Annotated in this window: 21 protein-coding genes and 1 tRNA gene; 5 read left to right on the top strand and 17 right to left on the bottom strand. The window is 57.3% G+C overall.

Annotated features, from left to right (window positions below; all coding sequences use genetic code 11):
* The first annotated feature begins 14 nt into the window (after window positions 1-14).
* Window positions 15-176: a hypothetical protein gene (locus tag IFT53_RS03605; protein WP_192063311.1), complete on the top strand. Its 162-nt coding sequence runs from the start codon at window positions 15-17 to the stop codon at window positions 174-176.
* A gap of 44 nt (window positions 177-220) precedes the next feature.
* Here the strand turns inward: IFT53_RS03605 and IFT53_RS03600 are convergent, their stop codons facing one another.
* From IFT53_RS03600 to IFT53_RS03540, 13 genes are all read right to left on the bottom strand, one after another.
* A complete protein-coding gene (locus IFT53_RS03600) occupies window positions 221-481 on the bottom strand; it encodes a hypothetical protein (RefSeq protein ID WP_192063312.1) in 261 nt (86 codons plus the stop codon).
* A gap of 129 nt (window positions 482-610) precedes the next feature.
* The gene (locus IFT53_RS03595; RefSeq protein ID WP_192063313.1) at window positions 611-1,183 is read right to left on the bottom strand and encodes a hypothetical protein; all 573 of its coding nucleotides are present in this window, start codon (window positions 1,181-1,183) and stop codon (window positions 611-613) included.
* Between the two features lie 113 nt (window positions 1,184-1,296).
* On the bottom strand, window positions 1,297-2,223 hold the full coding sequence (locus tag IFT53_RS03590) for a carbohydrate kinase family protein (protein WP_192063314.1): 927 nt from the start codon (window positions 2,221-2,223) through the stop codon (window positions 1,297-1,299).
* A 111-nt stretch (window positions 2,224-2,334) separates the two neighbouring features.
* Window positions 2,335-3,033 (bottom strand): orotate phosphoribosyltransferase, encoded by a 699-nt coding sequence (locus IFT53_RS03585; RefSeq protein ID WP_192063315.1) that lies wholly within the window; start codon window positions 3,031-3,033, stop codon window positions 2,335-2,337.
* A 70-nt stretch (window positions 3,034-3,103) separates the two neighbouring features.
* On the bottom strand, window positions 3,104-4,141 hold the full coding sequence (pyrC, locus tag IFT53_RS03580) for a dihydroorotase (protein ID WP_192063316.1): 1,038 nt from the start codon (window positions 4,139-4,141) through the stop codon (window positions 3,104-3,106).
* Window positions 4,142-4,237: 96 nt separating this feature from the next.
* Entirely contained in the window at window positions 4,238-5,275 is a 1,038-nt protein-coding gene (locus IFT53_RS03575; RefSeq protein WP_192063317.1) for a 4-hydroxyproline epimerase, read from the bottom strand.
* Window positions 5,276-5,344: 69 nt separating this feature from the next.
* Entirely contained in the window at window positions 5,345-6,676 is a 1,332-nt protein-coding gene (locus IFT53_RS03570) for an alpha/beta hydrolase (protein WP_192063318.1), read from the bottom strand.
* Window positions 6,677-6,869: 193 nt separating this feature from the next.
* A complete protein-coding gene (locus IFT53_RS03565; protein ID WP_192063319.1) occupies window positions 6,870-8,186 on the bottom strand; it encodes a protoporphyrinogen/coproporphyrinogen oxidase in 1,317 nt (438 codons plus the stop codon).
* Window positions 8,183-9,058, bottom strand: coding sequence for an SDR family oxidoreductase (locus IFT53_RS03560; RefSeq protein ID WP_192063320.1), 876 nt, complete (start codon window positions 9,056-9,058; stop codon window positions 8,183-8,185). Before IFT53_RS03560 ends, IFT53_RS03565 begins: the two co-directional genes overlap by 4 nt.
* Entirely contained in the window at window positions 9,055-9,474 is a 420-nt protein-coding gene (locus tag IFT53_RS03555) for a dTDP-4-dehydrorhamnose 3,5-epimerase (protein WP_192063321.1), read from the bottom strand. The genes IFT53_RS03560 and IFT53_RS03555 overlap by 4 nt, the downstream gene beginning before the upstream one ends.
* A gap of 1 nt (window position 9,475) precedes the next feature.
* Window positions 9,476-10,585 carry a CDP-glucose 4,6-dehydratase gene (gene rfbG / locus IFT53_RS03550; protein WP_192063322.1) on the bottom strand — a complete coding sequence of 370 codons (1,110 nt, stop codon included), beginning with the start codon at window positions 10,583-10,585 and terminating at the stop codon, window positions 9,476-9,478.
* A 59-nt stretch (window positions 10,586-10,644) separates the two neighbouring features.
* A complete protein-coding gene (gene rfbF / locus IFT53_RS03545) occupies window positions 10,645-11,427 on the bottom strand; it encodes a glucose-1-phosphate cytidylyltransferase (RefSeq protein ID WP_192063323.1) in 783 nt (260 codons plus the stop codon).
* A 21-nt stretch (window positions 11,428-11,448) separates the two neighbouring features.
* Complete coding sequence (locus tag IFT53_RS03540) at window positions 11,449-12,459, bottom strand: hypothetical protein (RefSeq protein ID WP_192063324.1); 1,011 nt, start codon at window positions 12,457-12,459, stop codon at window positions 11,449-11,451.
* A gap of 231 nt (window positions 12,460-12,690) precedes the next feature.
* Between IFT53_RS03540 and IFT53_RS03535 the strand changes: the two genes are divergently transcribed.
* Entirely contained in the window at window positions 12,691-12,936 is a 246-nt protein-coding gene (locus IFT53_RS03535) for a hypothetical protein (RefSeq protein WP_192063325.1), read from the top strand.
* Window positions 12,937-13,036: 100 nt separating this feature from the next.
* On the opposite strand, the gene IFT53_RS03530 is transcribed toward IFT53_RS03535, so the two are convergent.
* From IFT53_RS03530 to IFT53_RS03515, 4 genes are all read right to left on the bottom strand, one after another.
* A tRNA-Arg gene (locus IFT53_RS03530) sits at window positions 13,037-13,113 on the bottom strand.
* Between the two features lie 189 nt (window positions 13,114-13,302).
* On the bottom strand, window positions 13,303-14,667 hold the full coding sequence (locus IFT53_RS03525) for an ATP-binding protein (RefSeq protein WP_197980145.1): 1,365 nt from the start codon (window positions 14,665-14,667) through the stop codon (window positions 13,303-13,305).
* Between the two features lie 366 nt (window positions 14,668-15,033).
* A complete protein-coding gene (gene pgi / locus IFT53_RS03520) occupies window positions 15,034-16,665 on the bottom strand; it encodes a glucose-6-phosphate isomerase (RefSeq protein WP_042617884.1) in 1,632 nt (543 codons plus the stop codon).
* Window positions 16,666-16,772: 107 nt separating this feature from the next.
* A complete protein-coding gene (locus IFT53_RS03515; RefSeq protein WP_192063835.1) occupies window positions 16,773-18,476 on the bottom strand; it encodes a long-chain fatty acid--CoA ligase in 1,704 nt (567 codons plus the stop codon).
* Between the two features lie 284 nt (window positions 18,477-18,760).
* Here IFT53_RS03515 and IFT53_RS03510 point away from each other — a divergent pair, with 284 nt between their 5' ends.
* The 3 genes from IFT53_RS03510 to IFT53_RS03500 all read left to right on the top strand — a co-directional run bounded on the left by IFT53_RS03510 (window position 18,761) and on the right by IFT53_RS03500 (window position 22,787).
* On the top strand, window positions 18,761-19,807 hold the full coding sequence (locus IFT53_RS03510; RefSeq protein WP_192063326.1) for an ABC transporter ATP-binding protein: 1,047 nt from the start codon (window positions 18,761-18,763) through the stop codon (window positions 19,805-19,807).
* Between the two features lie 160 nt (window positions 19,808-19,967).
* The gene (locus IFT53_RS03505) at window positions 19,968-20,990 is read left to right on the top strand and encodes a Fe(3+) ABC transporter substrate-binding protein (protein ID WP_192063327.1); all 1,023 of its coding nucleotides are present in this window, start codon (window positions 19,968-19,970) and stop codon (window positions 20,988-20,990) included.
* Window positions 20,991-21,113: 123 nt separating this feature from the next.
* A complete protein-coding gene (locus tag IFT53_RS03500; RefSeq protein ID WP_192063328.1) occupies window positions 21,114-22,787 on the top strand; it encodes an ABC transporter permease in 1,674 nt (557 codons plus the stop codon).
* Window positions 22,788-22,842 lie beyond the last annotated feature (55 nt).

The following is a 22,842-nucleotide window of genomic DNA, read 5'->3' as shown; positions in this document are numbered from 1 at the left end:
CAGTGGAGGTCCAGATGAAAGCGCTTCTAGCCAATCTCCTCGGAGGTGTTTTCGCTGCTGCAGCAGTATGGGGCGCGCAGCGCCTAGGTGCTTCTTTTTTGCTGACAGGGATAGCAGCCTTTGTTGGGGCTTTTGTTGGAACTTACGCTGGGCAAAAGCTCATCGATAAGCCGTAGCTCCGTTCGCCTTTAGGTTTGACCCGTCGCTTGCACTCCGGGCGTTACCACCGCCGCTGGCCGTCATCCGACCTTCCGCCATCATGCCACTGGTCATAATAGCGCATGGCGGTATCTTGCGCGGTTCCCAGCACTGCCGGGTTTTGCCAGACCATCACGCCGCCGATGACGACGGCGGCGAGCAGCGCAATTCCGATGAGCTTGCGCACGACAAACATCACCAGCCAGATGGCGATGACCGCAAAAACAGCCATGACCAGCATGGAGCCGACGTCTTCAGGGATATAAGCCTCGAGATTTTCCATCGTCGCTTATAGGGAGAGTGTTTTGGCCGAAGAAAGGCAGATCCAGGATTTCGTCACGACGTTTTGTCTATGGTGCGTGGGAGTCGCAACCTTGGTTTCAAATGACCAGCCGGGGTGAGAAAGACTTTGTCAGAAACGGCCTTTCTTAACGTGTTCAGCAAAACGGACCACCTGGCACTTCGCATTGACATAAACCGCCCATGCTTTTTCTGCGGGCTTCAAGTTCCTGTCAAAAGTCACATCAGAAAATGCTGCATTCCAACTTTCGTCACTTCCACGCCAATCGCCTTCAACATCAGGTGTTTCAAGGGTGAGGACACGAAAGTCTTTGGCAGGGTTGAAGTGACGCAACCTTGATTCGATTTCCGCCTGCTGGTCGGCAGAGGCCTTTGATTTGGCTAGGACGAATAGCGTCGGCTCATCATCAGTCATCATGCGTTTTGTTCGAAAGCACATTGCGTCATGACGTTTACGGGCGTCCAGAAACTGCGTAGACAGAGTTTCTTCGGTGGTATCCACATCGAATTCGTGATGATGTTCTGTCAGATAAACCGTATTTATGACGGTTCGCTTATGCGGAGCGAGGTGCTCTCTTTCCATCATTCCTTTAAAATCATTCTGCAAATAGGCCAGCAGGGCTTCCACCGGTGTTATCTGCCATGAAAAAACAGAACTAGGGCAACCCAGCGCGGCATCACGCACACTCGGAATTTTCCTGAATCGTTCCGACTTATCTCCAGTCAATCTTCTGACTTGATACTGAACTTCACAGGTTGTTCCGAGGCTTATAAATCGCCTGAACGACTTTCTAACGCTCACAACCCAATTTCCTCAGCCCAAGGTGGGTTGGCGCCTGCGCGTGATACCGTCACAGCAGCAGCATTTGCGCCGAGTGCGAGTGCCTTGGTGATCTGGTCTTCCGTCAAGGAGGCCACTTGTGGCTTGGTGAGCAGGCCTTGGAGTTTCAGCGAGGCGAGGATGCCGGCGTCGAAGGTGTCACCTGCGCCGACGGTGTCGACGACATCGACGCGCTCGCTTGGCACTTCCACGCGAAGGTTGGATGTATAGCCGACCGCGCCTTCTGCGCCGCGCGTCACGACCACGAGCTTGGCGCCGTGGTGCAGCCAGTGGCGGGCGAGCGTGTCTTCGTCGCCTTCCAGACCGAACCATGCCAGATCCTCATCCGAGAACTTGACGATGTCAGATTTGGCGGCCATCCGGTTGATGCGGTCTAAGTGTTTCTGCTTGTCCTTGATGAAGCCGGGGCGGATGTTGGGGTCGAGCGAGATAACGCGCTTTTCGTGTTCGCGCATCAGAAGCGCCTCATAGGTGCCGCCGCAGGGTTCTGGAATGAGGCTGATGGCGCCGAAATGCATGGCTTCGCAATCGGGTCCGATATTGGGCAGATCGCTTTCAGACAGCATCCGCAACGCCGTGCCTTCATCGTAAAAGGCGTATGTCGCGTGGCCATCCACCAGCTTGACGAAAGCGATGGTGGAGGGGCGGTTGGAGAAGGCGCAGAGGCTGTAATCGACATTGCTGGCCTTCAGCGTGTCTTTCAGGATCTCGCCCATCATGTCATCGGCGATGCCGCAGAAGAAGGCAGAGGGAACACCGAGACGACCCAGCGCGATGGCCGTGTTGAAGACCGCGCCGCCCGCATAGGGCGCAAAACCGGCTTCGCCCTTCGTGGTTTCACGCGGCAGCATGTCGATCAGGGCTTCACCACAACACAGGATCATCCGGTTTTCCTCCGTACCAAAAACTAAATCGATTTAAACAACTTCGCCTGAATTGGCCAGATGTCTACCAATCGAAATTTCTATGCCCAACCAAGATCAGGCCAACCATGATCAGGATTGCGGCAATTCGCTGACGCCACCACGGGCGGCTGACCATGGCAGAGGGTTATCGAGGAAGGCTTCGACTTCCGACAGGGTCTTGTCATCGAAGAGCTTCTCAGAGCGCGCGACAGCCAGAACATCGCGCCATGTGCTGAGGTAATGCAGCTTCACATTTCCGTTGGCAAAGCGCGCCTCGGCTTCCTGGAAGATGCCATAATAGAACAGGGCGATGCCGTGATCGACAATGCCACCGGCGGCGCGGATGGCTTCGATGAAGGTGAACATGGAGCCGCCAGCGGTCGTCAGATCCTCGATGACCAGCACGCGGGCGCCTTCGGGCATATGGCCTTCGATCTGCGCATTGCGGCCATGGCCCTTGGGCTTCTTGCGGCAATAGATCATTGGCAGGCCAAGGCGTTCTGCCAGGAAGGCGGCGAACGGGATGCCTGCGGTTTCGCCACCGGCCACGCAATCGAACTTTTCAAAACCGGCATCAGCGACGATTTCTGCGGCGGCAAAATCCATGACGGTGGAGCGAATGCGCGGATAGGAAATCAGCTTGCGCATGTCGATATAGACGGGGCTCTTCATGCCCGATGCGAATGTGTACGGGTTCTCGGAGTTGAAATGAACCGCCTTGATCTCCCACAGCATCTTCGCGACAAGTTCTGCCACCAGGGCGCGATCCGTGAATGTGAATGTGGACATCGGGCGTTTCCTCTTTGATCAGGTGCTACATAGAAAAACTGCCGGACGAACCGGCAGTGAATTGAAAAACTTAGGCGACATCCCAATGCAACGGGAACATGGGGTCAAATACGGTCACCGGGCCAGCGCCCGTCTCGATCTTTTCCGGGAAGCTGACCGGCTCATCGCGCTTGGTGAGGGTGATGGTCTCCTCGTTCGGCGCAAGGCCGTACCAGGCGGGGCCGCTGAGCGAGGTGAAGGCTTCCAGCTTGTCCAGCGCATTGTCCTGCTCAAACACGTGCGCAAGGCAGCTCATTGTGTTGATGGAGGTGTAGATGCCCGCACAGCCACAGGCGCATTCCTTCAACGGGTCCACATGGGGGGCGGAATCCGTGCCGAGGAAGAAGCGGTTGTCGCCGGAGGTGGCGGCAGCGCGCAGCGCGAGACGATGTTCTTCACGCTTGGCAACCGGCAGGCAGTAATAATGCGGCTTGATACCGCCGACCAGAATGGCGTTGCGGTTGATGATGAGGTGATGGGTGGTGATGGTGCCTGCGAGATTGGCCTTGGATGACTTGATATAGTCAACGCCGTCCTGTGTCGTCACATGCTCCATCGTCACCTTCAACTCGGGCAGGCGCTTTCGCAGCGGCTCCAGAACCGTTTCGATGAAGACCTTCTCGCGGTCGAAAATATCAACTTCTGGAGTGGTGACTTCGCCGTGAACGCAGAGGGGCAGGCCGATCTTCGCCATGCGCTCCAGCACCGGCATGGCCTTTTCCATATCCCTGACGCCGCCATGGGAATTGGTGGTGGCACCGGCGGGGTAAAGCTTGACCGCATGGATGAGGCCGCTCGTCTTGCCCTGTTCCACATCGTTGGGGTTGGTGTGTTCCGTCAGGTACAGCGTCATCAGCGGCTGGAAGCGGTCACCTGATGGAATGGCCCTGGTGATGCGCTCCTTATAGGCGATGGCATCTGCTGTCGTGACGACAGGCGGCACGAGGTTGGGCATGATGATGGCGCGGGCGAAATGGCGGCTGGTATCGGCAATCACGCCTTCCAGCATTGCACCATCGCGCAAATGCAGGTGCCAGTCATCAGGGCGGCGAAGGGTGATCGACTTCATCGTAAAACCTCTGGATCATGCTGGAATTACGCCCGTTTAGCACCATTCCATGGAAGAAAACAACGTCCAGGACGAGTTTTTCCAACCCGCAACGGCTTAAATCGCGCCCGCCTGCGGACCCCAGACATCGGTCATGGCAAAGCCATCCGCCAGCGGATCATTGGGATCAAGCCAGACCTGGTGCATGCCGAAGGTAAAGCCGCGCCCGGCAATGGTGGGAATGACCGCTGGCTTGCCAGCCACCTCGGTAACGGCTGACAAGCCCACCTCGAACTGCGTGCCGATGATGGAGCGCGAGGTGTAGGTATCGCCAACCTTGACCATGCCGCGCGCATGCAGCGTCGCGAGATTGGCCGAGTTGCCGGTGCCGCAGGGCGAGCGATCCGCACGGCCCGGCCACATGGTGGTGCAGGTACGGATGGTGCCATCGGCCTCGGTATCACGGAACATCACATAGGCGACGCCTGAAATGGCGGGAATTTCCGGGTGCACGACGGGCAGGTCGCGGTTGACGATGTCTTTCAGCACCATGCCTGCGGCCACGAGCTTTGCCGCATTCGCCTTGTCTATGGTCAGCCCGATCTGGCCCACGTCAACGAGTGCGTAAAAAATGCCGCCATAGGCGATATCCATGCGGATGCGGCCCCAGTCCGGCGTGTCGATCTCAACATCCAGTTCATGCACGAAGGATGGCACCATGGTCAGCGTCACCTTTTCGCAGCGCCCATCGCGGCAAGTGGCGGTTGCCTTGACCAGACCAGCCGCCGTTTCCAGCATGACGATGGTTTCCGGCTCCTTCATCTCCACCATGCCGCTTTCCAGCAGGGCCGTGGTGGCGCAGATGGAGTTGGAGCCGGAGCTTGCATGCGCCTGATCCGGCTGGAGAATGACGAAAGCGGCATCCGCATCCGGGTGCTTTGGCGGCAGCAGAAGGTTGACGGAGCCGATGGGGGCACCGCGCGGCTCCAGCGTCAGGAAGCGCCGGAGTTCTTCGCCCTTCGGATCGGTGTTGAGCCAATGAAGCTGCTCGGCCACCGTGTTGCCGGGAATTTTCGGAACGCCGCCTGTCGCAACGCGCCCGATTTCACCTTCACAATGAACATCGAGAAGCTGAAGGGTACGTTTGAAGCGCATGGCGATCACTCCGGCAGGAATTGAGATGCACGCTCATAGCGCATAAAATACTGTTTGTATATTATGCGCTCAGCGATCCCGGCATTCCGAATTTCCGCGATTAACGGGCAGGCTGCAATCACCAGACCGGCGCGTGCCGGTGTTCAGCCCTCGCGGATCGATGACGCTCGTTGCGGTGTCTCCCACGGAGCCTACGGTGTTGCCGACGGAGCGACCGAGGCGCTCGACCTGACGGCCATAATTCTCGCGGGTTCGCGGATCGAAGACGGCAATGGGCGCGCTGACGACGACGCTGGCCGCCGTGCCGACCGTCTGGGCAGCGCCAATGCCGACAGCGCCGATAGCCTCGCCCAGCCCGACATCGGAATCCGTCACCGTCTGCCCGTCGATCAACCGCCCGCCGATAAGGCGCACCACTTCTGGGCTTTCGGCAAATTTGCCATGGTTGAGGCGATCGCCGGATTTCAGCTTGGTGAGATCGAGAACGGTAATGCCAGCACTTTCCAGCTGGCTGCGATAGGGTTCAGCGGCAGGGTCGATCTGGCCGAGGCGGTCGACATTGCCGGAGATGCGGCGCGACAGGCTGAGCGCCCTGTCATCCTGAGAGACGAACAGGGTGAACTTCGGCTTGTCCGCGCCAAGGCTTGCATATTGGCGGGCAAACACATCGACATCGAGATCCGGTGCAGCCAGAATGACATTGTTGATCTTGGGATAGACACGGCCATGGCGGATAGCCATCTGCCGCAGGGACTCCACCGCAAGCCACGTTCCCATGGAATGGGCCATGATCGTCACGTCGCTGACGGCATTGTCTTTCGCCAGCCGTGTCAGCATTTCTTCCAGCGCATCGCGGGAATAATTGGTGCTTTCCTTGTCGTAATTATAATCGAATACGCTGGCGCGGGACGGCCAGGTGAAGACAACAGGCATCACGTCGGACCCGGAATCATGGACGATCTGCGCAAAGCGGTAGACCGATTCCTCATAGCGATTGTTGAAGCCATGGACGAAGACCAGAACACGCTTGTTCTTCAGGCTGTTGCGCTTGATCCAGCTCTGGGTGTCCCGATCATTCTTCACCGGTTCAACCGAAACAGTGGTGAAGTTCTTCAACGGATCAGCGGGAAGCTTCTTTGGCCACTGCACCTGACCGACCGTGCGGTTGGCTTCGGGCGGAATGGAAACGGAGATGGCATCGACCTTCAGCCCCGTTCCGCGCTCGCCTCCAAAGAGAATAGCTTTATCATCAGACGGTGCCCGGGTTGTTGCCACCAGCAGATTGACCGCAGAGGTGCCCTGCACCCGCTCACCCGTCGGCGTCATGACGCCAATGGGCCGACCGCCGCAACCGGCAAGAAAGGCAAGCAGGGTGACGAAAGTGACAAGCCTTGCGACCATTCCGATACTCCAGGAACAGGGCAAAGGCTCTCTCGCCACAATGACGATCTGGAGCCTTGGCCTTTATCGTTTCCCTTATTGCAGAACAGCCCGACATAGGCCAGCCGCAAGCCGGACTTGACGATTGCTATTCGCGGACGGTGTGTCGCGAACGCCTCAAATCGCACCTCGGGCCAAGACCCGATTATTGTTTTTAGTGTTCTCTATTTGCCTGAACGCGATCAGCCGCGTTTCTTCCTGACATGAAGGCCTGATTGGACCAGAGGTAATCCCACTCTCCGAAACGTCCGGCGAGGGCAATTCCTTGCTCGCTGACCCAATCACGGACGCGGTTACGTCTGCTTTCCATGTCGAGGTCAAACACGACGTTTCCGAAAGGCAGATGCTTGTGATGGGTCAGAACGATATCATCGCGGGATGCCAGACCCATTTTCTCCAGAGAGCCGATACAGTTTTCGATCAGTTCGGAGGGCTGGAGTGTCTGGGGCTTGGCGCGGGATGAATAGATCTCGAATTGAAGGGAAGAATGTCCCTCTGGCGCATTGTTGGGAGACTTGATGCTGGGGGAGTAGACCCGCGCAGCCAGAATATCTTCATCGTAGATATAGAACCAAAGGCTCGGCGATACCTTTTCTTTTCTGAAGCCCAGAGAAACAATATCGATGGAGGTGGCGAAAAGGCTGGCCGCCAGGCCCCGGATATCATCGGGCACGTCTGTCATCAACTCGATCAAAACGGGCAGGGGAATGCTGGAGATCATTTGCTCGTATGACCTGACCTCGCCATTGGCAAAGGAGACCTGTCTGCGGCGGTTATCGATGGCGCTGGCCCGAAAACCGCATTTAACGTCTGCCGTATCAAGAAGAGGTTGCAGAAAGGCGCGATATCCACCCCGTTCGGGATATCGCATCGTTGAGATATAGTAGGTATTGGGCGGATTATCGCTGACTGCGCCTAAAACGACCTCGCGCAAATCGGCGCGACGCATGCGATTTCCGATCCACTGCGTGCCCAATTCGGCAGAGTCGATGGTCCAGTATTTTAGCGTGTAGCGCAGTGGCCAACGCTCGGCGATCTTTTCGCCATATTGTTGCAGGAGCCAGTCGCGGTAATTTGCCGGGAGCAGTTCCGAGGATGCCTCAGTCAGGTGATTGGCAAGATCGATGATGAGATCGGTCTTTTCCTCGGCTGGAAGCGGATACATGTTGTTCTGTACGGGGTGAGGTAACCAATACTCACCATCTCGGTTCAGAGACCGGGCCTCATGGTTGAGGTAGGGTGTGCGATCAAAAACCGCGCGCACTTCCGGCTCCGTCGCGAAAGACAAATGCACGGCATTGTCGAATGTCCAGGTGCCCTCGGTCGTCTCGAGTGTAAAGCTGTCCAGAAGCCCACCGGGCCGCTCGCTGGCCTCATAGACCGGAACATGGATGTTGTGGTCGCGAAGACGGTATGCGGCGGAAAGGCCAGCAATGCCGCCGCCAAGAATCAGAACAGTTTCATGGGTCATCGACCTTGCCCCTCTTCGGCCAGCAGCGACGCCACATAGGCCGAAAGGGCCACGTCCCAGGACGGCATCCTATTGAGGCCGAGTAAGTCAAGCTTCTCGTTGATCGCCGCTTCATTGGGCGATACCGGAGCCTTTCTCTGGAAGCGCTGAGGCAAGAGGCGAGGGAAAAGCTGAGCGGATTTCAGGATATGATGGACGTAATCGAAACGCGAAACCGCACCGGACGCGACGCAATTGAAGGTCCCGGTCATGCCGGCCTCGATCAGCGCCATCGTCTGTTTCACCACATCATCAACGTTTGTGGGTGACCCGTACTGATAAGGGTCAGACGCCATTTCTGTCTTGTTTCGCGCCTCGGTAATGCGTGCCCAGACGAAGTTCTTTCGGTGTGCGGCGCTGCCGCCGTAAAGCCAGCCCAGGCGAAGGATCAGATACCTGCATCCAGCCTCCCGCACCGCGACTTCGCCAGCCGCCTTGCTTTTGTGGTGAACGGTCGTGGGGTTCAGGCCCGCAAAATCAGAATGCGGCGCAAGACCATCAGCGCCATTTCGCCCGTAACAGCCGGTGGACGAGAAATGGACCAGAAGCGCATTGCTTTCCCGCGCTGCCTGCCCCAGCAATCCCGGCAGGATGGCATTGGTGGAAAAGGCGGCGGGCCGATCGCTTTCCGCTTCTTCCACATTCGTGTGTGCCGCACAGTTGATGATGACCGATGCCGATGTGCCGACAACGCTATCGATGAGATGCCGAGGGCGGGTGACATCCAGCGCCTCACGCGGCAAAATCACGACCTGATCGGCATTGAGATCGCCCGCGAAGCGGCTGCCTAGCATGCCGGAATGACCGATCAACAGCACAGGTCCAGCCATCATGCGTCCCATTCGAAAAAATCAACCGGCCGGGTTTCGGCCTCATTGGGATCATGCGGTATCGAGGCGATATTCAGGAGGGTCGATGCACCAGCAGCAAGCCCCTGAAATGCCACGAAATATCCCGGAGGCACGGTCAGGCGATTGTAAAGTTCTGGTTGATCCGGAGAAAGCTGCGTGTCGACCACAAGCTCTCCGGTTTCAGTGCGGACAACGACGCGTATCAGACCCGACGCGCAGACGAGATTGAGCGTCATGCGAAAATGGCGCTTCCAACCCTTGATCTCGCCATGGTTCACCATCGAGAAATAGGCTTCGCCGAAACCGGCATAGCCGGGGTCGCTGGCCTTTATAGCGTGCATAACATCGCCCTTGGGCGTCGAAATGCGCTTCAGGGGCGTGATGATAATGTCGCTCATCTCAGCCTGCAACGGACCAACCCCTGCCGCGATCCCTGGCGATTGCCTCGAAACCGGCAATCTGCTCCAGCGTGACCGCCAGCGCATTGCTGCCGTCTTTGAGAACCCGCCTGTACCATGAACCCGTCATATCGACGCACTCGTCATATCGCAGGTTTGCTTCCCAGTTCAGATGCAGCAATGCCTTGTCGCAGTTGAGCTTGAGCAGGCTGGCTTCGTGAAATGGTATGTTGCCTGTCACGGTGTAGGCTTCGCTCTGCGACTGAAGCCCCCAGATATCGCCGAGGTCACCGATCAGATCGACCACTGTGCGGTTCTGCTCTGCACGTGGGCCGAAATTGTAGGATTGACCGTCATATGCGTCGGAACCGGCAAGCTTTGCCGCCAGTGTCAGATAACCGCTCAAGGGTTCCATAACATGTTGCCAGGGGCGTGTTGCCGAGGGCGAGCGGATTTCGACGGTGCGCTTTTCGCCCCATGCCCTGATGCAATCGGCAACGATGCGGTCTGCTGCCCAGTCGCCACCACCGATGACGTTGCCGGCTCTTGCGGTCGCCAGGCGTACCGGATGGTTCTTGCCGTGAAAGAAGGAATGATAATAGGACCGGAAGATGAGTTCTGCGGCACCCTTGGAGCCGGAATAGATGTCCTTGCCGCCAACAGCGTCCGTTTCACGATATCCCCAGACCCACTCGACATTATCGTAGCACTTGTCCGAGGTGATGATGATTGCCGTACAGGGCCAGTCGATCTCGCGCGCCACTTCCAGCACATTGGCTGTGCCGGTGACATTGCTGGTAATCGTATCGAGCGGATCCTTGTAGGATGTCGAGACGATTGCCTGAGCGGCAAGATGAAAGATGAAATCGGGACGAAAGCTGCGAACGGCATCCCGCAACTGTGTCAGATCGCGGATATCGCCAGTATGGTGTTCTACCTCACTGGCAAGGCCTGCAAGACCGAACATGGACGGCGTCGTTGGAACATCCTTGGAATATCCGCAGACGGTGGCGCCGAGATTGATTAGCCAGGCGCTGAGCCATGAACCCTTGAAGCCGGTATGGCCGGTAATGAGAACACGTGCGCCGGAATAGACATTATTGAAGCTCAAGGTGATCTCTGCCTGCTGCTGTTGCGTTGCTATCGTTTTCCGGTTGAGCGGCGTCCGCCCTACCAGATCTTCCAGGGTGCCTTGCCGCTTTCCCAGTGTTTTTCAAGCTGGGTCTTGTCGCGCAAACTGTCCATCGGCTGCCAGAAGCCTGCATGCCGGTAAATCCCCAGCTGCCCATCCTGCGCAAGAGTTTCGAGAGGCTCCTGCTCCCATGTGGTCTCGTCGCCGTTGATCCTCGACAGAACATCGGGAGCCAGAACGAAGTAACCGCCATTGATCCAGTTGCCATCACCGTCAGGCTTTTCCATGAAGGAAACAACCTTGTCGTCCTCGATCTTGATGGCACCGAAGCGGCCTGGAGGCTGTGTGCCGGTGACGGTGGCCTGCAAGCCGTGGCCTTCGTGGAACGCGATGAGCTTTGTAACGTCAACGTCACCAACGCCATCACCATAGGTCATGCAGAAATAGGGATCGTTTTCGACATAGGGCAGAATGCGCTTCATGCGCCCGCCGGTCATCGTCAACTCACCAGTATCGACCAGCGTGATGCGCCAAGGCTCAGCCTTCGCTGAATGCGTCTCGATGCTGTTGCGGGCAAGATCGATGGTGACATCCGACATGTGAAGGAAGTAATTCGAGAAATACTCCTTGATCACATATCCCTTATAGCCAAGGCACACGATGAAATCATTGATGCCGTGGGCGCTGTAGATTTTCATAATGTGCCACAGGATCGGGCGACCACCGATTTCGACCATCGGCTTGGGCTTTGTCGCGGTTTCCTCGGCCAGTCTGGTACCAAGGCCACCGGCAAGAATAACGGCTTTCGGCTTGAAATGCATGGTTGGGTTACTCCGGTTCCGTTATCCGAGCGTGTATGGACGCTGTATGCCGCCAAATGTGTCGTAAGACTTTGTCGAGTTATACAGACCCGAAATAGCGTGCTCTTCCAGGATCGCATTGATGACATTGTAGTTTTTGTTGGCGGGCCGGGTGTGGGCCACTGCAACATCATCGATAACCGCGATACTGCCAGCCGCCCGACCTGCCATCATCGACCAGATGTGGTCGAGACCAAAGCCGCTGAAGGACGCCTCGAATGTGGGCAGGCAGAGCTGCAGGAATTCCTGGGTGAAGATCGGGCACATCAATTCCACGAAACTCGTATAGCGCAGGAAATAATCCGCGTTCTGCGCCGTAACGGGGTGCGTGACGTATGACGTCGGCACAAGCGAAGGCTGGGCGAGATCGAGCTTGTTGATGCGGAAAATATTGAACAGCTTGTTGATGTCGCTCCACGCCATCATCAGGTCGTCATCCGGCAGGTAGACATTGTCATAGTCGAGAAGCGGGCTGCCGCTGAGAAACAGCTTGTAGATCGCGGAGAATTTCCGGTCATCGGCCTGATGCGTGAAATATTCGTGGAAGCCGACATCCTCGGGAATCTTACGTCCATACCAGCTGATGCACAGGTCCCAGTTACGATCATCCGGGTTGATATTCACAGGCCATTGATTGTGCAGGGATTGTTCATTCGCGCGCAACACGACCAGATTGCGGCGGCGCTTGGTCGCCACAGAGTCCGAAATCTTGAAAAGGGGTACGTCCGGTGAAGCCGCCTGACCGAAATCCACAGCAGATGGCATTTTTGCCCGCTCGAGAACGTGGACAATGTTGGGGTCGACCCGCGAACGACCTTTCATAATGTGGAGGCCGTCTTCGTCACGAATATAGTCTTCGAAGACGGTTGTCGTCTGACCATAGATAGTTCGGAAACTCAGCCTGTTTTCTTCAAGGCTCCAGCACCGCTCGAACGTGTGAATATATCCGCCCACCAATCCGTTCGGCAAAAAGCGCAGGACTGGAGCAACCAAATTGCCGCTCTCTCTCGAGAACCTCCATGTATTTGAAACGAGGTCGCTTTCTTCAATATTCATCTCGACAGCTTTCTTCGGTGCGGCGACGCAGTAAAGTATTTGCAAAATATATTGGAGCCGGATGAGAAGAACGCGCGCGACATTACACAACGGCCTCCTCTCAAGCTCTTTGAGGTTGCGCGTCAAACCCGTTGCACGGTCGTTGTCGATGCCACCGGGTGAGCACCCATGGCCAACACGATACGGTTCATCAAAAGCTTCAGTACATCGCGCGTAGCTGAAGAGATTTATAACAAACAAAAAGCTTCAGGCCGTCCATCAATCTCGGCTTCAGCGTATGCCATGAATAGCTTGCTCGTGGCTGACTGCTTGCAGCATGAAGCAATGGCTCGCCTTGAGAATGCAGATGGAGGTGAGGATGCGAAACGGGATCGAGATGCCGCCGAAGTCGCTCATATACAGGCAGCGGGCTGAGCGGGATCGAAGCTGAAAAGCAGCAATCCGGAACGTTCCAGCAAAGCCGCAAAAGCAGCGTGAAAAACGATGTAACTGCTTATTATTTAAGGAAGAGAAATGGCGCACCCGAAGAGATTCGAACTCCTGACCCCCAGATTCGTAGTCTGGTGCTCTATCCAGCTGAGCTACGGGTGCGTGCCGCAGAAACATGTTCCGTTGGCGTGGCGATCCTCTAAAACGTCCTCAGTTTGAATGCAAGCGGTTTTGCTGAGAAATTGTCATTTTTATGTAATGAATTTTCTAAGGTATTGAAATCATTGGATTTATGATATGCATAAATCGAAGGGCAAAAACAGCCGCAAAAGGTGCTGCGGCATTTCCTGATCAGGCGCCGTTGGTGGCGCGCAGATCGGATGCTGCGCGATCGGGGATTTCGATGCGGAATTGGGTGCCGTGATGCGATTTTTCCACCAGTGCGATGGTCCCCTTGTGGGAGAGCACCAGCTCACGCGCAATAACGAGGCCAAGTCCGGTGCCGCCGGACCGGGCGGAGCCACGGAAGGCCGAGAACAGGTTCTCCCGTGCCTTCTGCGGCATGCCGGGACCATTGTCGTCGATGACGATGCTGACGACGTCTCCATTGCGCTGTGCGGCAATCGTCAGGCGTTTGTCGGGGTATTCCTCGCCCCTTGCTTGCTGGAGCGCCTGCACGGCGTTGCGACAGAGATTGTAGAGAACGCGGAACAGCTGTTCACTGTCGGCATCGATGCGCAGACCGGGCGGAACGCTGTCCACCAATTCGATGCCGCTGGCCGGATCAACCGCCAGAATATCCCTGACGTCCTGCACCAACTCCTCAAGATCGATCAGGCGCCGCTTCGGTGCACCTTCGGTGGCCTGCCCATAGGCCAGAACCTCGCTGGTATAGCCCACGGCGCGGTCTATGGTGCGCAGAAGCTTTGGCGCGAAGCTGCGCACCATCGGGTCATCGACATCGACAAGCCTGTCCGACATCAGCTGCGCCGATGACAGGATGTTGCGCATGTCATGGTTGATCTTGGAGACGGCAAGGCCGAGATCGGCTAGGTTCTTCTGCTGCTTCAGGGTTTTTTGCAGCTGCGCCTGCATATCCGCCAGATGCCGCCCCGCCACGGCCAGCTCGTCTGTTCCCTCATCCGGCTTGAACACACGGGAGGGGTCGTCAGGCTGTTCGGAAAAACCCTGCATGCCCAGCGTCAGGCGACGGATGGGCCGGATGAGAATACGGTTGATGGAGACAAAGATCAGGCTTGCGGTAATCAGCGAGAGCGCCACCGACAGCATCAGCACGTTGCCAGCATAGGCGATCATCGCAGCGCGAAGCTTGTGCTCGCCAATCACGATCTCGATGATCATGTTGCTGTCGCCGATCACGTCGAACACCCGGATGACGCGGTTGCCGCTGGACAGCAGCACCGAAAAGGCATCCCGCACCGCCGTCAGCTGCGACACATCGGAAAGGTCATACTGGTCATCGACGCTGGGCGGCACCTCTGTCGCGGCCAGCAGCGTGTTGGTGCCATCCTTGCGCAGAGCGATCAGCTTGGCGCCTGTGGCCAGCAGCGTGTCGTTCTGGACGCTTCTGGGCAGCTCGGTCTGCAAGCCATCGATCACCACACCGGCGGCGGCAGCGGTGTTCAGGCGGTCGCGCAGCCAGGAAAGGCGCATATTGGCAACGGAGGGAACGAAGATCAGAACTTCGGCAATCATCACGAAGATGACAGTTAGCAACAGCAGGCGACCGGACAGGCCTTGCGTCAAGGCGGGCACTTCGCTTTGCGCCTGCGCGTCCAGATGGTCGGTCCTGTTTATGAGGTTCGAAAACACCAGGCCTGTTCCTGTTGTTGTATGGGCCTATGGTTACTTATCGGCGCACGGCCGCAATTCCAAGCGATATTAGGGTTTTCCGCACGATTTACAAACAGATGGCACGTTTGGAAGGCAGCTAAGAGAGGTGGGTGTTGCAATGATGCTAAAACAGCCCTTCTGGAAAAACAGCCCGCCGATCATCTCGGCAGGCTGTTTCAATTGTCAACCACGCCCGGTAAGGGCGCGGCGCATCTCGCAAGTGGAAACTCAGGCGGTTTTTGCCAGACCTGACAGGGCTTTCACCAGTCCCTGTGTCGAGCTGTCATGATCGGCGGCACTTTCCTTGCCCTCGACCACGGGCAGGAGGCCGGTTGCCAGTTCCTTGCCAAGCTCCACGCCCCACTGGTCAAACGAGTTGATGCGGAACAGCACGCCTTCCACGAAGACGCGGTGCTCATAAAGCGCGATGAGGCGACCCAGCGCAAACGGTGTCAGCGTATCGTAGACGAAGGTGATGGATGGGCGGTTGCCGGTGAAGACGCGGTGAGGGGCGATGAAATCGGCGTGGCTGTCATCCATGCCCTTCGATGTCAGCTGTTCCTTCGCTTCCGCCAGCGTGCGACCCTTCATCAGGGCTTCCGACTGGGCAAGGCAGTTGGCGATGAGCAACTGGTGCTGATGGCGCAGCTTCGGCTCAAAGCCATTGGCGGCAATCATGAATTCCGCCGGAATGACGCTCGTGCCCTGGTGAATGAGCTGGTAGAACGCATGCTGGCCGTTGGTGCCGGGTTCGCCCCACACGACAGGGCCGGACTGGCCTTCCACCGGCGTGCCATCAATGGTGACGCCCTTGCCGTTTGATTCCATGTCCAGCTGTTGCAGATAGGCCGGGAAGCGCGACAGGCGCTGGTCGTAAGGCAGAATGGCGCGGGTGGAATAATCCAGCACGTTGCGATGGTAAAAACCGATGAGGCCGAGCAGCATGGGCAGGTTCTGCCGCACGGGGGCTGTGCGGAAATGGGTATCCATGGCATGCGCACCATCCAGGAACTTGCCGAAATTCTCCGGTCCGATGGCAATCATCAGCGGCAGGCCAATGGCCGACCAGATGGAGTAACGTCCACCCACCCAATCCCAGAAACCGAAGACGCGTTCGCTGTCGATGCCGAACTTTGCCACCTTGTCGAGCGCTGTGGAGACGGCGCAGAAATGGAATGCGACGGCATCTTCGCCCAGCTTGTCGGCAATGAAGGCGCGGGCTGTTGCCGCATTCGTCATGGTTTCGATGGTGGTGAAGGTCTTGGAGGCGATGATGAACAGCGTCGTCTCAGGGTCAACAAGCTTCAGCGTATCGGCAATATGGGCGCCATCGATGTTGGACACGAAATGCGCGCGCGGGCCATCATGGAAGGGTGCCAGTGCCAGCGTCGCCATGACCGGGCCGAGATCGGAACCGCCAATGCCGATATTGACGATATCGTTGATCTTCTTGCCAGTCGCGCCCTTGAGCACGCCGGTGCGAATGGAATGGGCGAATTTGCCCATGGCAGCCAGAACGCCGTTCACATCGGGCATCACATCCTTGCCATCGACAAGAACGGGTGTGTTGGAACGGTTGCGCAGGGCGGTGTGCAGCACGGCGCGGCCTTCGGTGAAATTGATCTCCTTGCCGGAGAACATCTCGTCGCGCTTTGTCTCAACGCCGCCTTCAATGGCCAGCTTTTCAAGAAGGGCGACGACCTCGTCGTTCACGGCGCATTTGGAATAGTCCATCAGCAGGTCGTCGAAACGCACGCTGAACCGCTCGAAGCGTTGTGCATCTGCGGCGAAGGCGGCGCGAAGATCGGTCGCGCCGGTCTTTTCGACTGTGGATTTCAGGCTTTTGACGATGTCCTGCATGGAATGCTCCTCATGCTCCGGGGAAGGATGAGGAAACTATTCTTTTTCACGAGGCTAAATCAAGGCGCGTTCGACTAAATCGATTGAAATATTATAAAGCGCACCAATCAGTTAGCCAGCTTTCGAAGTTCACGGCGAAGGATCTTGCCCACATTGGTCTTTGGCAGCTCTGCGATGAACTCGATATGCTTGGGCCGTTTGTAGTTGGTGAGGCTAATGGCGCAAAATGCCTTCAGCTCTTCCACGGTCAGCGCAGGGTCTTTCTTGACCACGTAAAGCTTCACCGCCTCGCCGGAATGTTCGTCCGTCACGCCAACAGCCGCGCATTCCTGCACACCGGGATGGGCTGCTGCGACCTCTTCGATCTCGTTGGGATAGACGTTGAAGCCGGAGACGAGGATCATATCCTTCTTGCGGTCCACGATCTTGGTGTAGCCACGGTTATCCACAAAGCCCATATCGCCGGAGCGGAAGAAGCCGTCTGCCGTCATCACCTTGGCGGTCTCATCCGCACGCTGCCAGTAACCGGCCATGACCTGCGGACCACGAATGCAGATCTCACCCACTTCGCCAAGTGGCAGGCTTTTACCGTCATCATCGCGAATATCGATATCGGTGGACGGCATGGGAAGGCCGATTGTGCCACTGAAATCTGATGTGCCGAGCGGGTTGACCGTGGCAACGGGCGAGGTTTCGGACAGGCCGTAGCCTTCGCAAATATGGGTGCCGGTGACGGATGCCCAGCGTTCGGCAACCGGGCGCTGTACGGCCATGCCGCCGCCCATCACCAGAACCAGCGATGACAGGTCGAGCTTGCGGAAATCCTCATTGTTCAAAAGCGCGTTGAACAGCGTGTTGATGCCGGGGAAGACATGCGGCGTGTAGCCGGAAAGCTCCTTGACGAAGCCTGGAATATCACGCGGATTGGCTATCAGAAGATTGTGGCCGCCCAGCGCAATGCCCATCAGGGAATTCACGGTCAGGGCAAAAATATGATAGAGCGGCAGGGCGCAGACGAAGTTCAGCACCTCAGGCCGGGCCCGGTTGACGAAGGCTGGCTCCATCCACAGTGCAATCTGGCTCTTATTGGCCAAGAGATTGCGATTGGTCAGGACAGCGCCCTTGGATACGCCTGTCGTGCCGCCGGTATATTGCAGAAAGGCGATGTCTTCGAGGCCGAGATTGACGGGCTTCAAGTCCATCTGGCGCGATTGCGCAAGAACCTGCTTGTAGCTGACAGCCTGCGGCAACGCATAGGCCGGCACCATTTTCTTGACCTTGCGCACCACCAGATTGACGATGTGGCCTTTCAGGCCAAGCAGATCGCCCATCGTGGCGACGATGACGTGCTTCACGTCGGTCTTGGGCAGGGCTTGCTGCACCACATGGGCGAAGTTTTCCAGCACGAAAAGTGCCTTGGCGCCCGAATCCTTCAACTGGTGTTCAAGCTCACGCGGCGTGTAGAGAGGATTGACATTGACGACGATCAGACCGGCGCGAAGAATGGCGTAGGTCGCAACCGGGTTCTGGAGAATATTCGGCATCATTACCGCAACGCGGTCGCCCTTTTGCAGGCCCAGTTGCTGAAGCCACGCGCCGATGCGGCGGGTCTGATCCTCAAGCTGACGATAGGTCAGCGATTTGCCCATGCTGGAAAACGCCTTGCGATCAGCGAAGCGTTCGCAGCTTTTGACAAGGAGTTCCGCAAGCGACGTGTAATCGGGCGCTGGAAGCTCGGCAGGCACACCCTGCGGGTAGGATGCAAGCCAGGGTCGCGGCAAATTGCCCGTTTCCAGGCGGCTCAAATTCATGTCGCTCATATATCCGTCCTCCCCATGCTGGCACTTGCAACCTATACTATGCGGTCTCTCCTGTCTGCTCCTCAGCCTGACCGGGTACCAGCGATTGCAATCGTAGATGAAGCCTCCAATACCATCCACTCACATCAGCGTAATTAACTCTAACGTAAACGTCAACTATCGGCGCTTGCGATCTCCACCGCCCCGCGCTTTGTGATTGGCTTTTGACTTTAATGCTGATTTGCGCAATCAACAAAACCCAATGAAGACCTGTGTAACCGGACATGCGAGATGACATGCCAGAGATTGCCGCGCTCCAACTGAGCACCATCGGAAAGCGTTTCAGTGATGTGGACGTGCTCGATGATATCAGCCTGACTGTGACGCGGGGCGAGATCATCTGTCTGGTCGGCCGCTCCGGCTGCGGCAAGTCTACCCTGTTGCGCATCATCGCTGGCGTGGAAACACCCGATAGCGGTTCGATTGTGATGAACGGCACCGAGATTGCAGGACCTGCAACCTTCATGGAGCCGGAAAAGCGGCGCATCGGTTTCGTCTTTCAGGATTACGCGCTGTTTCCGCATCTGACCGTCGAGCAGAATGTGCTGTTCGGTTTGAAAGGTCAGCCGAAGGCTCAAGCCAAGGCAAGAGCTGCGGATTTGATCGAGCATGTGCGCCTGACCGATCTTGCCAAGCGCTACCCGCACACGCTTTCCGGCGGAGAGCAGCAGCGCGTGGCGCTGGCGCGTGCGCTGGCACCCCGGCCCAAAATTCTGCTGATGGACGAGCCCTTCTCCAATCTGGATCGCGGCCTTCGTGACAGCGTGCGCGACGAGACACTGAGCCTGCTGAAAGAGCTGAAAACGACGGCCATTCTGGTGACTCACGATCCGGAAGAGGCGCTTTCGGCCGGTGATCGCGTGGTGTTGATGCAGAAAGGCCGGATCGTGCAGGTCGGCACGGGCTATGCCCTGCACGACAATCCCGTCAGCCGTTATGCGGCAGATTTCTTCTGCGCCTTCAACAAGGTTGAAGGCACGGTGAGGAACGGGCATGTCGAGACGCCGGTGGGGAATTTTGCCCACAAGGGAGACCTCGGTGAGGGTGGCAAGGCTTTCGCCTATATCCGCCCCAGCGCCATTACGCTGTCCCCGGCGGTTTCCGAGGCTGATATTACAGGGCGCATCACATCCCGTGTTTTCCTCGGCGAAATCGAGCAGGTGTCGGTGAGCGTGGAGGGACTTGATCATGAGTTGCGCGTTCGCAGCATGCAAAGAACACCTCTCGATGTTGAGACGGTCAAACTCTCCGTTGCTGACGAGACTGTGCTGACATTTACCTGAAGTTGAAGATGGCAGGGATTGTCACCAGAATCTGGTCCCGCTTCAACTCAAAGTGAGCAAATCACTGAAAAAATGCGGCTGAGATAACTTGATTTATAATATCAGGTATGGTGCATGCACTCCCGATACTATTCGAATATGATAAAGGGGAGGATAGACGATGACATCGTTCAACGTTACCAAGATCGCGCTTTTGGCAAGCACCATGGCATTTGGCACTGCCGCCGCACAGGCAGCAGAACTCAACATCTATACCACACGTGAACCGGCGCTGATCCAGCCCCTTCTGGACGCCTTCACCAAGGAAAGCGGCGTTGCCGTCAACACAGTCTTTTTGAAAGACGGTCTGGCAGAACGCGTCCTGAGCGAAGGCGCAAGCTCACCTGCCGACGTTCTGATGACGGTTGATGCTGGCAATCTGGTCGATCTGGCTGAAAAGGGTGTGACGCAGCCGGTGCAATCCGATGCGCTGACCAAGGCCATTCCAGCCGAGCTTCGCGATGCCAAGGGCAACTGGTTTGCGCTGTCCATGCGCGCCCGTGTTCTCTATGCCGCCAAGGATGTTGATCTGGCTTCCTTCAACTATGAAGATCTTGCCGACGCCAAGTGGAAGGGCAAGGTTTGCATTCGCGCTGGCCAGCACCCTTACAACACCGCTCTGTTTGCAGATTATATCGCTCACTACGGCGCAGATGCCACCGAAAAGTGGCTTTCCGGTGTGAAGGACAATCTGGCCCGCAAGGCTGGCGGCGGCGACCGTGATGTTGCCAAGGATATTCTCGGCGGCATTTGCGATATCGGTATTGCCAACTCCTATTATGTCGGGCTGATGCGCTCGGGCAAGGGCGGTGAAGAGCAGGTCAAATGGGGCGAGGCCATCAAGGTCGTTCTGCCGACCTTCAAGAATGGCGGCACGCAGGTTAACGTCTCAGGCGCAGCCATTGCCAAGAACGCGCCGAACAAGGCCGAAGCCGTGAAGCTTCTCGAATATCTGGTTTCCGATGAAGCCCAGAAGATCTATGCCGAAGCCAATTACGAATACCCAGTCAAGCAAGGCGCTGCCCTCGACAAGATCGTTGCATCCTTCGGTGATCTAAAAATCGACAACAAGCCGCTGACTGAAATCGTTTCCCACCGCAAGGAAGCCAGCCAGTTGGTGGACAAGGTCGGCTTCGACAACTAAGGGCTGACGAGAATAACGACAAGCAGAGGCTTTGGTCTCTGAAACTTGAGGCGTCCGTTGCAAGCGGGCGCCTTGCCTGTTTACGAAGCTCCGTATTTTTGCGGTTAAACCCTTAAAGTCAGCATGGTTTTCAGCAGCAGCACGGCCACGGCATCAAGATCTGGACTGCGCAGTTCCGCATTCTGGTGGCTTGCGGCTTCCTGCGCCATTGCTGCCCTTGCCCTTGTGCCGGTTCTGGCGCTGCTTTCCGAAGCGCTGCAGGGTTCGGACGGTTTGTGGCCGCATCTGCGCGATACCGTCTTGGCAACGGCCCTGCCGGAAACGCTGATCCTGCTTTTAGGCGTTGGCATCACGGCAGGTGTGCTGGGCACGGCCAGCGCGTGGCTGGTCACGGCCCATGATTTTCCCGGACGAAGGCTGCTGGAATGGGCCCTGTTGCTGCCCCTGGCCATGCCAACCTACATCGTCGCCTATGCCTATCTCGATCTTCTCCACCCTTTGGGGCCGGTGCAGGGGGTGGTGCGCTGGCTCTTTGGATATTCCAGCCCGCGCGAATTTCGACTTCCCGATATTCGCTCGATGACCGGCTGCATCGTGCTTCTCGGCTTTGTGCTTTACCCCTACGTCTATATTCCCGTCCGGGCGATGTTCCTGACGCAGGCCGGAAATCTGCTGGATGCGGCGCGAATGCTGGGCACCTCGCAACGTGCGCTGTTCTTTCGGGTTGCGGTGCCGCTGGCGCGTCCGGCCATCGCAGTCGGCGTCAGCCTTGCCTTGATGGAGGCACTGAACGACATCGGCGCATCCGAGTTTCTGGGTGTGAGGACGCTGACCGTTTCCATCTACACCACATGGGTGACGCGGTCTGACCTGCCCGGTGCGGCGCAGATTGCGCTCTGCATGCTGTTGCTGGTCGTCGGGCTGATTGCCATGGAACGCTGGGCCCGCAGGCGTCAACGCTATGCCTCTTCAGCACAGAAAAGTACGGTGCTGGCGCCGACCAGCCTGAACGGCCTGCGCGGTTGGCTCGCTTTCTGTCTTGGCGGCCTGCCGATCCTGATCGGCTTCGTTGCCCCGGCCATCTATCTTGTCGTTGAAGCCTGGAAGCGGTTTCAGTTCAGCGGCCTGTCGTCGCGCTTTGCATCAGAGGCCGTCAACACCATCGTGTTTGCCGCGTCCGCCACTCTAGTGACGGTCGGCGTAGGGCTGGTGGTGGCTTACGCCATGCGGCTGGCACCGGGAAAGACATCCCGCTGGTCATTCCGCCTTGCAACCGTGGGCTATGCAGCGCCCGGAACCGTTATCGCCATCGGTGTGCTGATCGCGCTGGGCGGTTTCGACCGGTTTGTTGATCAAATAATGCAGCACTGGTTCGGAATATCCACCGGCCTTTTGCTGATCGGCAGCGGATGGGCGCTGATATTTGCCTACACAGTGCGCTTCCTCACCATTTCCGGCGGCGGTATCGATGCGGGGCTGAGCCGCATTCCAGCATCCTTCGATCACGCCTCGCGCACGCTTGGCCGCACATCCACGCAAACCTTTTGCGCTGTTCACCTGCCTTTATCGAAGGCGGCCATGGCGGCTGCGGCCCTTTTGGTATTCGTGGATTGCGTCAAGGAATTGCCCGCAACGCTTCTGCTTCGCCCGCTGAATTTCGAGACCTTCGCCACGCATCTCTATGGGGAAGCCGCCCGCGGAACCTATGAGGAGGCATCCATTGCAGCCCTCGCCATCGTGCTGATCGGGATTCTTCCCGTGATTTTATTGGCCCGCATCGGGCGGCAAAGAGCCTGATATACAAAAACCGGGAACGATTTTTCTGCCGCTGGATTTACCATTCGTAACGAAT

It is taken from the genome of Rhizobium sp. CFBP 13644 (genome assembly GCF_014842165.1).
Lineage (GTDB): Bacteria > Pseudomonadota > Alphaproteobacteria > Rhizobiales > Rhizobiaceae > Agrobacterium > Agrobacterium tumefaciens_C.
The sequence above is the reverse complement of the archived record's forward strand: the minus strand, read 5'-3'. Positions and strand labels throughout refer to the sequence as shown.

Bases quoted from the DNA above. Each gene is read 5' to 3' on its own strand.
- IFT53_RS03600 (WP_192063312.1), bottom strand. From the start codon at position 481: ATGGAAAATCTCGAGGCTTATATCCCTGAAGACGTCGGCTCCATGCTG.
- pyrC (WP_192063316.1), bottom strand. From the start codon at position 4,141: ATGAAGTCGATCACCCTTCGCCGCCCTGATGACTGGCACCTGCATTTG.
- IFT53_RS03500 (WP_192063328.1), top strand. From the start codon at position 21,114: ATGGTTTTCAGCAGCAGCACGGCCACGGCATCAAGATCTGGACTGCGC.
- IFT53_RS03605 (WP_192063311.1), top strand. From the start codon at position 15: ATGAAAGCGCTTCTAGCCAATCTCCTCGGAGGTGTTTTCGCTGCTGCA.
- IFT53_RS03515 (WP_192063835.1), bottom strand. From the start codon at position 18,476: ATGAATTTGAGCCGCCTGGAAACGGGCAATTTGCCGCGACCCTGGCTT.
- pgi (WP_042617884.1), bottom strand. From the start codon at position 16,665: ATGCAGGACATCGTCAAAAGCCTGAAATCCACAGTCGAAAAGACCGGC.
- IFT53_RS03525 (WP_197980145.1), bottom strand. From the start codon at position 14,667: ATGATTGCCGAAGTTCTGATCTTCGTTCCCTCCGTTGCCAATATGCGC.
- IFT53_RS03505 (WP_192063327.1), top strand. From the start codon at position 19,968: ATGACATCGTTCAACGTTACCAAGATCGCGCTTTTGGCAAGCACCATG.
- IFT53_RS03570 (WP_192063318.1), bottom strand. From the start codon at position 6,676: ATGGTCGCAAGGCTTGTCACTTTCGTCACCCTGCTTGCCTTTCTTGCC.
- IFT53_RS03560 (WP_192063320.1), bottom strand. From the start codon at position 9,058: ATGATGGCTGGACCTGTGCTGTTGATCGGTCATTCCGGCATGCTAGGC.
- IFT53_RS03575 (WP_192063317.1), bottom strand. From the start codon at position 5,275: ATGCGCTTCAAACGTACCCTTCAGCTTCTCGATGTTCATTGTGAAGGT.
- rfbF (WP_192063323.1), bottom strand. From the start codon at position 11,427: ATGCATTTCAAGCCGAAAGCCGTTATTCTTGCCGGTGGCCTTGGTACC.
- IFT53_RS03590 (WP_192063314.1), bottom strand. From the start codon at position 2,223: ATGATCCTGTGTTGTGGTGAAGCCCTGATCGACATGCTGCCGCGTGAA.
- IFT53_RS03535 (WP_192063325.1), top strand. From the start codon at position 12,691: ATGGCCAACACGATACGGTTCATCAAAAGCTTCAGTACATCGCGCGTA.
- IFT53_RS03565 (WP_192063319.1), bottom strand. From the start codon at position 8,186: ATGACCCATGAAACTGTTCTGATTCTTGGCGGCGGCATTGCTGGCCTT.
- IFT53_RS03510 (WP_192063326.1), top strand. From the start codon at position 18,761: ATGCCAGAGATTGCCGCGCTCCAACTGAGCACCATCGGAAAGCGTTTC.
- IFT53_RS03585 (WP_192063315.1), bottom strand. From the start codon at position 3,033: ATGTCCACATTCACATTCACGGATCGCGCCCTGGTGGCAGAACTTGTC.
- IFT53_RS03555 (WP_192063321.1), bottom strand. From the start codon at position 9,474: ATGAGCGACATTATCATCACGCCCCTGAAGCGCATTTCGACGCCCAAG.